This window comes from Bacillus cereus group sp. Bc031 (assembly GCF_027716265.1).
GTDB classification, from domain to species: Bacteria; Bacillota; Bacilli; order Bacillales; family Bacillaceae_G; genus Bacillus_A; species Bacillus_A paranthracis.
This window is the reverse complement of sequence record NZ_JAQFUL010000057.1, coordinates 1-13816: the sequence shown is the minus strand read 5'-3', so window position 1 is coordinate 13816 and position 13816 is coordinate 1. Positions and strand designations below refer to the sequence as shown.

Genomic DNA, 13816 nt, shown 5'->3' with positions numbered 1-13816 from the left:
TTATATAAATAAAGTAGTGTCTATTTCTAAAACAAACTCAGAATATTGAAACTAATTAACGGAAGGTAGATTTCTAAAAAATGAGTTAAAGGTATATTTTTGAAGACTTCATCTATAAAAAACGCCTGCGATTTCTCTAGGGGTATTTTTATGATTTATTATTGATTGATTCCTTTTCTATCTACTATTTTCTTATAACAGCCATATTTGACTACCTGTCTCACATTTTATGCTCCTATTTGCTAGCTAGGGAGCATTCCAGAACCAAATTTTAATTGTGTCATATTTATTACATATTAGAATTTCAAGAGGGATTATGCAGATATTAGAATAAATTAAAATAGTATAGAAATAAAATGAAAGGGGCGTTACATCATGGGTTATAAAAAAGTAGTGTGTACTTGAAATTTTAAAAAGTTAAGTAACTTAATTTTTCGTTTTAATAGTGTTTTCAACATATCATATGAGGATGTGAGAAGATGAAGCTTGCACAAAGAATTTTAATTATAGTTGCATTCATTTTATCTGTATGGAATTTTTCTAATGTCAATGATGTGTTTGCCGAAGAAGTTGAATTTTCAGGTGTAACTGCTCCTATCAGGGTAAATGTGCGCGATAATAAAGATTCGACCGGAAATATAATAGATGTTCTTCAAGGAAATCAAACCGTTTACTTCAATGGTTGAGAATATGGAGAGGGTTTAAAAGATTATTGGACTGGAAGTATAGATAATCGCTGGTTTTATTTTTTTAAAAACGGTAAAAAAGCATATGTTGCTTCGGCATTTATAAATGGAAATCCACCTAATTCTACAACAACTATTAAACTAAATGTTCCTAACATTAAACAACAGCAGTCTAATTGGTGTTGGGCAGGTACTTCAGTATCTGTTTTAAACTATTTTGGGCAACCAACTACACAACAGCAATTTGTAGGATATGTAAAGGGAGGCTTATACAATTATCCAGCTACTTCTAGAGAAATACAAAATGGCCTTATTTATTTTGGTTTAACTTCAACAATTAATAGAGGAACTCTTTCTTATGATGAGTTTAGAAGCCAAATTAATAGCAATAAACCAATGATTACACTAATTAATTGGAAAAACGGAGGGAATATTGGTCATTTTCTTGTGTTAGATGGTTATTTTAAAGGTATGAATAATATGAACTATATTACCTATATGGATCCTTGGTATGGAGATCATTATCAACATAACTTTGAATCATTTAAAAATAACGATAGATTTTGGTGGAATGAAACAGTTCAAGGTATTAGTAGAGGATATTAAATGAAAATAAGGAGGAAAATAAGTTTATGAAAAAAATAACGAGAACTATAATTTTAGGCGTATTTTTAAGTATTGCATTAATAAGTATGAATAAAATTGCTCAAGCAACAGATAATTCTAAAGAGTCACCTGAAAAGATAGCACTAAAAGATTATCAAAATAGTAAAAGTGCTCTATTAAAAGACGGCAAGCAACTTTATCAAAATCATAATTTTACGTCTAATTCAACTTTAGAAATATCCACATTTTTTTTCCATGTTTATGAAATACAACAACAAAACATTATAAATAATGACTCCAAAAAGCTATCTGAATATTTATTGCCCACAGATGAAAAATTATGGTTTATTTTAAATAGAAACAATCCAGAGGGATTAATTTTTACAAATGAACAAGAGCCTATACGTATGGGGGGAGAAAAACGTAGTAAAGATTTATATGAAATCTATAGGTCTATACAAACAAATGTAAAACAAATTAAAAAAATTATATATATTGAATTTGAAGGACAAGGGTTATTTATTGTTTCTCACGAAAATGGAGAAGAAGTATATGCCAGTGAGGGGGCTTCTGCTATTTTAGGAGTTCCATCAGCCAAAAAAATTAATTCTGATGAAATCATTTTAAAAATGAAGGAAAGAATTCTCTTATCTCAACAATAAGATTGATGAAGGGACAACAGGGTCTCATTTAGGAAGAAATTTCTTTATTAAAATACTGTTAGTAAAGTAGTTAAAACAGTAGCTGACATAAAAAAAACGAAACCCTTAAAGAAGACTGCAAAAAACTAATTTTACAAAGTATTCTATAGGTTTTCATCAAGTTAAATTTCCTCCTTCATTTCTTTTATGAACATGCTAAAATATTTTTGAAAGCATATCATTATTTATACCCTTCACCAATACGATCACTCATCATACTTCCCCCTTTCTATTGCTTTGTAGCAATGGAAAGGGCTTTTTTTGTGAAGCAGCTTTTACTTTCTTATATGGCATATTGAAGCGATTTTAACTTTTTTCCTTTGTAAAGAACTATTCATACAGATACACCAATTTTATTTTATTGCTTCTCTTGTCTTATAATTTTTCTCCACTCTGAGATGAAAAATTTAATAAATTATTGAAGATTGATAGTTTAAAGCAAATGATTATCAAAAAGAACTGAAGTCAAAATGAACTTCAGTTCTTTTTATTAAATCTTATATTTTTATTTAACTCGACCGTATCCTGCAATATATTTACTCCAATAAGAACTATTTAAACTAGCTTCACCAACTCCAGAATTACTAGCATTATAAAACTTGTTGTTGCCAATATACATACCAACGTGAGTGATACCTGACTTGCCTGAAACTGTTCCTTTAAAGAAAACTAAATCTCCTGGTTGGAGAGCACTTCTAGCGATACGTGTAGTTTTATTATATTGATCTTGTGCTGTACGTGGCAATTTAATCCCTTGTGTCCCATATCCCCATTGCATTAACCCCGAACAATCAAATCCAGTTTTAGGACTATTCCCACCATATTTATATGGTGTGCCTTCATATTTTTTCATGGCTGCATAAATTTTATTAAATTGATTCGTAGTTATTGATTTTGTGGTTGAAGCAGATATTGATTGAATTGTATTTTCATTTTTAGAAATGCTATCAAGTTCATCTGCAGCAGCAAAACTACTACCAGATCCTAGTATAACTCCTATTGTTATTGCACCAAATAAAATTTTCTTCATAAATTTCTCCCCCTATAATCTATTGTAAGATTTTATTCTTATCACCTAATAGATTAATTGTTATATAAAGAGGAGAAAATATAATAAATTAGACAGTATTCTACATATTTTTTACGTTTTGTATTTTTATTAATATTTAATTTTAATGTCTTTGTTTTTTCAATACATTATGAGATTAGATTAATGATTTATGCAATAAAAGTACTAAAAATACATAATGTGAATATTCTAATATCAATTGAGAAATAAAGATAATTATTTTATGTAAAACTTACTTTAACTATACACGTATTTTGTAAAGCTGATAATCTTATTCTTTTCATTTGATAGCGATAAACCAGTAATACCATAAAAAACACATGCTATCACAAGTTCGTCTGAGTTTAACATTTTGTATGTTTTGTAAAATTCATTTCCACTATAATCTTTAAAAATGTTTGAAAATCTTACCTAAACTAGGTATCCTCCAACATCATAATAATCGCATATCAACAATGTCCCACTACAAAACCCACAAACATTGTTTAACAGCGTTTGTGGGTTTTCTGTATGTCCACAAACTTTCATTTGGGAACGTTATTTTAAATGGGATATGTAAAGGCTTAACCCCATTACACTAGTAACACATAGTTAGACTAAATAAAAATGATACTTTCAAAATACCAATAGCTAAAGAACATGCTTTGTTTGAAGTATATTTTATACAGATTTAGAGACTTACTAATTCAGCTAGTTTAGCAGCTATATCTCCGAGTGATTCTTCAGATGTATCTAATCCGCTTCTAGACGCTAATAAGGGACTTATTTCTCTCAAAGCATCATAAGTTGTACCATGAACGATTGGGATTAGACGATCTGTAGCAAGCAATACAGACAACTCTTTATCCGCAACACCTTCATTAGAAAGACGGTTCAGGAAAGCAGGAGTCACTAGTACAATTCCGACCTTTGAATTTACCAACCCCTTATCAATAGCTCGTAATAATGGTTGACCAAGTAAGACATCTTTTTCGCTAAACCATACTGATACACCTAAAGTCTCAAGTAAATCATGTAAGTTTTTAGCAGATTCTTTTCTATCATCCCAGGCATGACATAAAAAAACATCTCTTAAATCTGGTTGAGTAACAGTTATTTCTTCTACTTTGTCACGAATTGGCGTAAGACTTCTAATTTCCGCTGAAGTATAGAGTACTGTGGAAGTAGACTTTGACCAACGTGCTTTAGAATTACGAGCTGCACCTCCATTGCTGATTGAGTTACTTCTTCCCGTATTTTCTGAAACTGAAGAATAAGACGGGAAATAAGTATTGGAACTGTAATAATTACCACGAGAACGTCCGCTACATGCTGGGCAATTTGCTGCAGCACTTGCTGAACTATGTCCCCTTACTGGAGCTGTACATCTAACCATTTTTATACCTCCTGAATATTTATGATTTAGGATTATACTCTTAGAATATATTTCCTATTTTTATAATATCAGAAATAAATATTTTATGAAAAAACTTGTTTGATAAATACTAAATCAAATGCCGCTTATTTTCGTAATAAGGAGCACTTGTTTTCAAAGCCATGTTCAGTTGAATTTTTAACTTTAGTATATGAAATAGCTACACTTTTTTAGATGGACCTCAAAAATAAAAAGCTCTTCTATCATTTAGATAAAAGAGCTTTGGTGGGGAATCAATTAATTTCCAGTAAAAATGAATAAGTTTCTTGAGTTCTTTCTGTAAAATATCTATATATATTGAAAAATAATATATATGTTTGGAATGTACATATAATTATACATAACTATTAATTATAAGGAGATCCATCCATCTTATTTATTCTCCATCATTTTTTCTTTTTAAAGTGGCTTAAATATGAATTAATGTGTAATTTCTATATAGCAAAGAAAAAACACCTACTTTTATAGGTACTTTATTGTATCTGATTAATTGTATATCTGATTGCAATTGCTATTACCCCTAAAAGTAATATGCCAGCTATTACTTCACCTGGTGTTGTCCAATTGAACATACTCTTCACCCCCTACTCTAATAATAGGGAGGAAAGATTACAAATATTTTAAAATCCTATTATAATAATGTTATTTTTTGTTTATATTTGTTACAAAGAGCAGAGCACCTGCAAACTTGCAGATGCTCTTGATAATGATTTATATAAGTAAGACCCAAAAATATAATAAAATTCCTCAAACATGCGTTTAGGTAAATAAAAAGAACCCACTGAAGTTTGGGTTCTTTCAGAAGTGATGATGTTTTCTCGGCTTAGGAAAGTGAGAAAATGCAAAAATATAATACATCGAGATTTAGAAAATTTCAATACTTAAATTTGAAGTTAAAAACTCAAATTTAAAAGAAAAGAGAACTCGATTTTACCCCGTTAAGAATAAATTAGCTCTCTAATATTCAAGGGACGCACGGATTGTAAATTAGTTGAACGTTACTCCTCAAAATTATATACCCTAAAAATTGATGTGTTCCCAATCTGGAGGTTCTCACCATATTACAAAAGAAGATATCCATTCAACAATAGAGAAAGCAAAAACCTGTTTGTAAAGGTATACCTTTATAAACGGTAGGCCTATATCTACGAAACACTGAAATATCAAGTTTATAAAGGTGATGCAAGTGATTTTATAAACGTTTATTTTAAATGAATACCTTTATAAACAAAAGTGGTATAATTGTGGTAACAAATGTAAGGAGAATACCAAACGTGGCGAATATTTATGGATATATACGTGTAAGTACAAAAGAGCAAAATGAACAACGTCAATTACATAAGATGATGGAACGAGGGGTGGAAGCTCGACGTATTTTTGTCGATAAAGCAAGTGGAAGACATTTTGATCGTCCTCAGTATCAATTATTACGAAAAATATTAAGTAAAGGTGATATTGTTTACATAGATGCTTTAGATCGTATGGGTCGAAATTATGATGAGGTAATTTCGGAATGGAAGTACATAACAAGAGAATTGCAAGCAGATATTGTTGTTTTAGAAAATGAAACGCTGTTTGATAGTCGTAAGTTTCGCGATATGGGGGATATGGGACGCTTAATGGAAGATCAATTTTTATCTTTGCTTTCCTATGTTGCAGATCAAGAACGGAAAAAGATTCGTCAGCGACAAGCCGAAGGGATTGCTGTAGCTAGATCTCAAGGAAAGCATTTAGGACGTCCTCCATTTAACCTTTCAACATTAAGTCAAAAGCAACTATTTATAATAGAAGAAACTTATCCAAAGTGGAAAAAAAGAGAAATAACGAGTGTTAAATTTATGGAACTACTAGAATTTAAGAAAAATACTTTTTATAAGATACTAAAAGAATATGAAGGCAACAAATTACAACCTAAATAAAAAGATACCTGTTACCCTTGCAATAATTTCAAGGGTAAACTATTGCATCTAACATTTTACAATCTTCTATATTCTTTAATATAGGAACCATAATCACAAGCAAAAGGGGAAGAATATTGGTGGTTCTTCCCTTTTTGCTTATTTTTTAAAGGTTTCTACTCTAATACAATAAAAAAAGAACTTGTAGAAATCACTACAAGTTCTTTTTGGGGTTGAAGCGAATACACAGGACACATAAATTATCCCATTATTCATAACGCGGAAACCACATTGATCACAGAACAATTCCATTATATAACAATATTCAGAATCTTAGCGTTTAAAAATTATTTAAATTCACAAGCGAAAGTCCGTCTTTCTCCTAAAAATCTCTCTTTTCTTAAAAAATATACCCAAAAGGATTCCTAATGGCATAACCTATCTAACTTTATAGACTACACCACTATTGAAAATTCTTTTTATTAGGTAGTTTTATAATTTTTATTTTTTAAGTTTACTAGATTTACTATAAATGCTACAAAAAATCCGACTGATAAAATAACTCTCAACCAATCAAATTTATGATCTGTATACAGTAAAGAAATAAATTCCAACGTATTAGTTGTAAATAGTATTCCAAATATCCACATGTTGAATTTTAATAGTTTTAAACTCTGCATAATATTCACTCCAATTTTTAAATGATTATTTTTATTATATAATATAAATAGGAGAGAATTTAATAATTTAAAAATCTTTATATTAATATTTTAATAAACTTTGATAATCATGGTTATATAAATTATTTAACTTTGGATGAAATCCATTTCCCTAAATTTTTTCCCCATTTAGTTGGATAATATGATAAGTTTGTGCTTGTCGATACAAATTTAACATTTCCACCATTTATATTGAACAGTTCTTTTTTAGTTAGTGAAGTAAGTTTTAATTTATTCATCAGTATTTCCCCTTATTTTATAATAAAAAATACAGAATTATAATTTATTACACATTATAATTCTGTATTTGATTAATTTGTAATTAGATAATACTTATTTTTATACTACTAGCAATCTTTTCTAGATAAATTTCCACAGTATTTATTTCTATTTTTATTGTAGTTATCAGTTGCTTTTTTATACTGTTTACCAACTTTCCCAATCCAATATCCAATACCTTCATAAATGTCATCTGCACTGCCACCGTTAGTGTTTAACATTTCTTGATCTGTAAGTGAATTTAACTTTTTAATTGTTTTCATTATAAATCCTCCATTTTATCTATTTATATATTACGATTAACAAAATATTAGTTTAGCTAAAACTAATATTTTAGTTTTGGCTCCAGCCTTTTTTAATTCCTTTTCCAACATGATATGCTGCATTTACGCCTGAAACAACAGTCATAGCAGTACCTACACCTGGAATAAATTTTGTTACCACTTTTGTTTTCCAGCCTCCGCCTTCAACCTTTAATAGCTCTTGATCGTTTAATTGCTTTAGATTTTTAGTTGCATTCATAAATCTATACCTCCTTATATTTTGTAAAAACGATATACTTATATTATACTGATAAGTGGTCTGATGTCCAACTTTTTTTTACAAAAAGGATTTTTCGGATAATTATTTTATTTTAGAAAGTAGGAAAAGGTTTGAAGAGAAATTTTAAATGTATTAAGCAACATGATTTAAAAGATTGTGGTCCAGCTTGTCTATCCATGATTGCACGTCATTATGGATTTACGATGTCCATTTCAAAAATTCGAGAAATTGCAGGGACTGATTTACAAGGAACCAATATTAAAGGGCTAATAGAAGCTGGGGAAAGATTGGGATTTGACACCAAAGGTGTAAAGGCAACAGAACCAGAGGCTTTAAAAGAAATACCTTTACCAGCTATAGCACATGTGATAGTTGATGGTGGATTACATCATTATGTGGTAATTCATAAAATTAAAAAGGATAAAATTTATATTGCTGATCCAGGTAAAGGACTTACTACTTATAATTTTGAAGAATTTTGTCAAATATGGACAGGAATTCTTGTATTGATACAACCAGGGCATAAATTTAAAAAGGGGGGCGTTTCTCAAAGCACACTTACCCGATTTTTTTCTTTATTAAAAAATCAATCTAATTTATTAGTACCTTTATTTTTGGTTTCTATCTTCTTTAACTTGTTTGGTTTTGGAGGAGCATTTTATTTTAAGTTTTTAATCGATGATATTCTTGTAAATGATTTGATACAAACACTTCATATTGTATCTATAGGTATTATTATTTTATATATTTTTAAGGTACTTCTTTCTTATTTTCGTTCGTATTTAGTTTTATATTTTAGCAGAAGAATTGATATAAAATTAATGCTTGGATATTATCAACATGTAGTGGGATTACCAATGAATTTTTTTGAAACAAGAAAAGTTGGAGAAATAATTTCCCGATTTATGGATGCGAGTAAAATACGTGATGCATTATCAACTATAACGGTTACATTAATGATTGATACTCTTATGGTAATATTGGGCTCTATTTTATTATTTATACACAGTCCAATTTTATTTGGGATAACTCTTTTACTCATACCTTTTTATATAGGCATTATACTCATATTTCATAAACCATATCAAAATATGAACAGAGAAGAAATGGAAAGTAATGCAAAATTAACTTCATATTTAGTGGAATCTCTAAGCGGAATTGCAACAGTCAAATCTTATAATGCTGAGAAAGAAGTATTTTTTCAAACTGAAAGTAAATTTGTTAATTTATTGAAATGTGTATTTAAATTAGGAATGCTATCTAATATTCAAGGTTCTATTAAAATGGGCCTTGAACTAATTGGTGGCGTTATTATTCTTTGGGTTGGCGCTATTCAAGTGTTAGAAGGAAATATGACTATTGGTGAATTGATTACATACAATGCCCTTTTAGCGTATTTCTTAGATCCAATTGAGAATTTAATATCTATCCAACCAACTATGCAATCTGCTTTAGTTGCAGGGGAAAGATTAAATGAAATATTTGATTTAGATGCTGAAAAAAATGAAAAAGAACATAATAAGGTTTCTCCTAAGAAATTATCTGGAAGTATTCAATGTTTGAATGCTACATTTCGTTATGGAACACGCAATAATGTTTTAAATGATATAAGTTTTACTATTCAACCAGGTAGTCAAGTTGCCTTTGTAGGAGAAAGTGGTTCTGGAAAAACAACAATTTCAAAATTACTAATGAATTACTATGAGCTAAATCAAGGTGATATATATTACGATGATTATCATATTAAAGAGCTAAACCGAACTGCTTTACGAGATCGAATTGCATATGTATCTCAAGATTCATTTTTCTTTAGTGCTTCTATTTATGATAATTTATGTTTTGGATTAGAACGAAAAGTTAGTTTAGAAGAAGTTATTAAAATATGTAAACAAGCATCTGCTCATGATTTTATTAGTGAATTACCGTCACGTTATGATACTTTGTTAGAAGAAAATGCTTCTAATTTATCAGGCGGACAAAGACAACGTTTAGCAATTGCACGAGCCTTATTGAAAAAACCGGATATCATAATCCTAGATGAGGCTACAAGTAATTTGGACTCTACGACTGAAAAAAACATTACCGATATGTTAAAACAATTAGAATCAGAAGGAGTAACTATTATTATGATTGCTCATAGATTAAGTACAATTCAACATGCACATCAAATTTTTGTAATGGAAAAAGGGCATATTATAGAGCAAGGTTCTCATGAGGAACTGTTATTAAACAAAAATAATTATTATATTTTGTGGAAAAACCAAACTGTTCATGCAGAACATATAGAATTACAATCTCAGGTAGCACGAGGTATGCAGCATGAGTAAGATTTATTCTTTTGATCAATTAACAGATAGTGTGGAATTATTAGAAAGAAAGCCACCTCGCTTTATAGCTGGATTATTGGGATTTCTTCTTATAGCTTTATTCGGATTTATAATTTGGGCCTATTTTGGAAAATTAGATATCGTGAGTAAGGGAATTGCTACAATACAAGGTAAATCCGCGATAAGTGTATCTCGTGCTCAAATGACAGGAAATGTAGAGGATGTTGCAGTCAAAATTGGGGATGAAGTGAAGAAAGGTGACACCTTAATTCAATTAAAAAATTCAGAACTAGTAGATAAGGAGAATCAGGCAAATCAAATTGTTCAACATTTAGAAAAACAAAAAGAAATGTTAGAGCAATTAAAACAAAGCGTTCAATCCCATAAACCTGCTTTTTCAAATGAAGTAGATACAAAAATTAAAGAGGAATTTAAGGCATATGAGCAAGCTTATCGAACTTTGCAAAATGAAAAAGAAAATGAAATAGAATTAATATCAAATAGTAAAATATCGGATGAACATGATTCTACTTTACAAGGATTAATTGCAGAAAAAGAAAATATTGAAAGAGACATACAATCTATAAAAAAACAAAGAAAAAGGGAAGATTCCCTAAAAGAACAACAACAATTACTAGATGATAAAGCAGATTCTTTAAAGTTCCAACAAATTAGTGTTGAAAAACAAATTCAACAACGAAAAGAAATTTTAGAAAGTGATAGAAAAAAAATTGATATCACAAAAGTTGGTAAACAAAAAGAAAAAAAAGATGCTTTAAATCAGTATAGGGAAAATACGGTAATCTCAGTTAATCAACGAATTCAATCTTTAGAACAAGAAATATTTATGAAAAAACAGGAAGTAACATCATTACTTCAGCAAAATCAAACAACAACCATAAAGGCACAAAAGGATGGAATTGTACAATTTCCCTCTATCATACAAAAGGGGGATTTAATTGATCCTGGTCAAGAAATAGTCTTTATTATTCCAAAAGAAGAAGAAAAAAAAGTGAAAATTTTGTTACCAGCTGATGAAATAAGAGATATTAAAAAAGGCGATAAAGTACAATATTCTTTTAAATTAAAGGATACTGATAAACAGACAGGTACATTAACTTATATATCTACACATCCTACCTTTGATAAAGATTCTAAGAGTTATGTATACGAATTAGAAGCCAGTATTGATACAAAAAAATCAAAAGAATTACATGTAGGAATGATTGATAAAGCGTCCATAGTAACAGGAGAGGAAAAAATTTGGAGATTAATACTTAAAAAGTTAGGATTTATATCTTAATTATTTAAAAATTGATGTAGTAATATAAAAAATTGAATTTTTATATGCTGATTTCACAAATTCACTGACTTTCTTCATTAAACACATGATCTTAAGCTCACTGACTAAAAAATATTATTGGATAGAAGTTTTTGAGTCCTGCTTGTGTTCATCTCGAAATAAAATAATACTTTTGTTTTACGATACTATTTAGATAGTTTATCTGACAAAAAAAGATGCCTATTGGCATCTTTTTCCCTTTTTATTTCATTATATAATTTGCTGTTCTCTCTTTAAATCATCATTTTCCCAGCATTCTGTATTTTTTAAGTTAGGTATAGTACTTGCATGAAAAGTTGGATTCTTTCCTTCTATACTCTGCTTTTTATAATCTTTTAATGAAGCATATACATATTTACCAAGAAGTGTAATGGATATTAGATTCGTAAGAACCATTAGGCCCATAAAGAAATCTGCAATACTCCAAACCGTTTTAAGTTCCACAACTGATCCAAATAATATCATACCTATAACTGTAATACGATAAATTATTATCCACATTTTATTTATCTTCATAAAGTTAATATTTGTTTCACCATAATAATAATTTCCTAATAATGAACTAAAAGCAAATAGGAAAATAATAATTGCTAGAAAAATATTTGCCCATGATCCAATTTGTGAACTTAAAGCTGCTTGTGTTAATTCGATTCCTTCCAAATTCTTAATTTTATGCATTCCAGAACACAATACAATTAAAGCTGTTGAAGTACATATTAAAAACGTATCTATAAAGACACCTAATGCTTGAATAAGGCCTTGTTTGACAGGATGTGTTACATTGGATGTTGCGGCAGCGTTGGGGGAGCTTCCCATACCTGCTTCAGTTGCAAATAGACCTCGTTGAATCCCATACTTCATGGCTGCTGCTATACCACCACCTATAACTTGATCTAAACCAAATGCTCCTTTAAATATCTCTAGAAAAATATCTGGTAATGCATAGAAGTTTTTTATAACAACAAAAATTGCTACTCCAATGTAAATAATGGCCATTGGGGGAACAACCATTTCTGATATACGTGCAACACTTTTAATCCCACCAAAAATAATAATAGCAACTAACATGGCTAATAAAGTTCCTACAATATAACGCTCCAACCCAAAAGCATTTTCAAATGCTAAAGTTACTGTATTCGCCTGTACCGAATTAAAAATTAACCCATAACTAATTGTAATCAGTATTGAAAACCAAATACCCATCCAACGTTTATTTAAGCCTTTTTCCATGTAATAAGCAGGTCCCCCTCGAAAACCTGACCCATCTTTTATTTTGAAAATTTGTGCAAGTGTACATTCTACAAAACTAGTAGCAGCTCCAATAATAGCAATGAACCACATCCAAAATACTGCACCAGGTCCTCCCATTGATATAGCTAATGCTACACCAGCTAAGTTTCCGATTCCAATTCTAGCAGCTGCACTTAAACAAAATGCCTGAAAGGGAGAAATACTATCTTTATTTTTTGTTTTTTTGTTGAATCCACCGCTTATTAAACGTATCATGTCCCTTAAGTGGCTAATTTGTACAAAATTAAGTTTAAACGAAAAATAAAGGCCCAATCCAATTAACATAGGAATAAGAATATATAACCATAAAATATTATTTGTTAACTGAAGGTAGTTGTTAAAATTTTCAGTCATCTATTTCACCTATCTTTCTTTATATATTAATATAATTATATTTGAAACTCATAGAGCAATCAATCTGCTTTCAAAATAATTATTCTTGTAATTACATTTGCGATAAAAAATAACACCTACATTGTAGGTGTTATTTTTTATCATTTAGGCTTCTAAAATGTTTCGTATTTCTTCTATGCGTAAATTGGTAAACTTTGCAATATCCTCTATTGGCATTCCGTTTTTGTGCATACCACGAATAAGCTGTATTTTCCCTTTTTCAATGCCCTTTTCAATCCCTTTTTGTTCTGCATAAGCAAACTTTGCAGCCTCATCCATAAGAGCTTTCTCCCTTGCTTCATATGCTTGTCGGAAAGAAGAATCTTGACTCATACGTTCCCATTTATTCATGGCTTTTTGTAAAATAGGGTCTTGGTTCATCGCAATATCCTCCAATGTTTGGGTTAAATGTTCATCTTCATTCGCTGGAAGTAGTAATAACCAGCGAACAAATGAATCTTCCCAGGGATTTACTTGTTCATTCCGCCACTGTTGCATGAGTTTTGGAATCTCCACAATATGAACTTCAATATCATCACTTAACTTCTT

General features: G+C 29.8%; 11 protein-coding genes and 1 pseudogene. 5 read left to right on the top strand and 7 right to left on the bottom strand.

Annotation, left to right across the window (positions count from 1 at the left end; all coding sequences use genetic code 11):
* Positions 1–479: 479 nt before the first annotated feature.
* Together PDQ33_RS19770 and PDQ33_RS19765 are read left to right on the top strand one after the other, a co-directional pair.
* A pseudogene (locus tag PDQ33_RS19770) lies at positions 480–1292 on the top strand (papain-like cysteine protease family protein).
* A 26-nt stretch (positions 1293–1318) separates the two neighbouring features.
* A complete protein-coding gene (locus tag PDQ33_RS19765) occupies positions 1319–1954 on the top strand; it encodes a hypothetical protein (protein ID WP_000724525.1) in 636 nt (211 codons plus the stop codon).
* Between the two features lie 544 nt (positions 1955–2498).
* Here PDQ33_RS19765 and PDQ33_RS19760 read toward each other — a convergent pair.
* Positions 2499–3023, bottom strand: coding sequence for a C40 family peptidase (locus PDQ33_RS19760; RefSeq protein ID WP_229136064.1), 525 nt, complete (start codon positions 3021–3023; stop codon positions 2499–2501).
* A gap of 709 nt (positions 3024–3732) precedes the next feature.
* Positions 3733–4437, bottom strand: a complete 705-nt coding sequence (locus tag PDQ33_RS19755; RefSeq protein ID WP_000251104.1) for a toll/interleukin-1 receptor domain-containing protein — start codon at positions 4435–4437, stop codon at positions 3733–3735.
* 1283 nt (positions 4438–5720) lie between these two features.
* Here PDQ33_RS19755 and PDQ33_RS19750 point away from each other — a divergent pair.
* Complete coding sequence (locus PDQ33_RS19750) at positions 5721–6395, top strand: recombinase family protein (protein ID WP_002028794.1); 675 nt, start codon at positions 5721–5723, stop codon at positions 6393–6395.
* A gap of 781 nt (positions 6396–7176) precedes the next feature.
* Here PDQ33_RS19750 and PDQ33_RS19745 read toward each other — a convergent pair.
* The 3 genes from PDQ33_RS19745 to PDQ33_RS19735 form a co-directional block, all read right to left on the bottom strand.
* Positions 7177–7332 (bottom strand): bacteriocin, encoded by a 156-nt coding sequence (locus PDQ33_RS19745; protein WP_001037559.1) that lies wholly within the window; start codon positions 7330–7332, stop codon positions 7177–7179.
* Between the two features lie 108 nt (positions 7333–7440).
* Positions 7441–7635, bottom strand: a complete 195-nt coding sequence (locus PDQ33_RS19740) for a hypothetical protein (protein WP_000848948.1) — start codon at positions 7633–7635, stop codon at positions 7441–7443.
* A 70-nt stretch (positions 7636–7705) separates the two neighbouring features.
* Positions 7706–7894, bottom strand: a complete 189-nt coding sequence (locus PDQ33_RS19735; protein WP_270721645.1) for a hypothetical protein — start codon at positions 7892–7894, stop codon at positions 7706–7708.
* A gap of 131 nt (positions 7895–8025) precedes the next feature.
* Between PDQ33_RS19735 and PDQ33_RS19730 the strand changes: the two genes are divergently transcribed.
* Together PDQ33_RS19730 and PDQ33_RS19725 are read left to right on the top strand one after the other, a co-directional pair.
* Positions 8026–10242: a peptidase domain-containing ABC transporter gene (locus tag PDQ33_RS19730; protein ID WP_270721646.1), complete on the top strand. Its 2217-nt coding sequence runs from the start codon at positions 8026–8028 to the stop codon at positions 10240–10242.
* Complete coding sequence (locus PDQ33_RS19725) at positions 10235–11545, top strand: HlyD family efflux transporter periplasmic adaptor subunit (RefSeq protein WP_000036966.1); 1311 nt, start codon at positions 10235–10237, stop codon at positions 11543–11545. Before PDQ33_RS19730 ends, PDQ33_RS19725 begins: the two co-directional genes overlap by 8 nt.
* Positions 11546–11794: 249 nt before the next feature.
* Here PDQ33_RS19725 and PDQ33_RS19720 read toward each other — a convergent pair whose 3' ends face one another.
* Positions 11795–13228 (bottom strand): alanine/glycine:cation symporter family protein, encoded by a 1434-nt coding sequence (locus PDQ33_RS19720; protein ID WP_270721647.1) that lies wholly within the window; start codon positions 13226–13228, stop codon positions 11795–11797.
* Positions 13229–13372: 144 nt separating this feature from the next.
* Positions 13373–13816: Rpn family recombination-promoting nuclease/putative transposase (locus PDQ33_RS19715; protein ID WP_270756489.1), on the bottom strand; the 444-nt coding region annotated here is incomplete at its 5' end.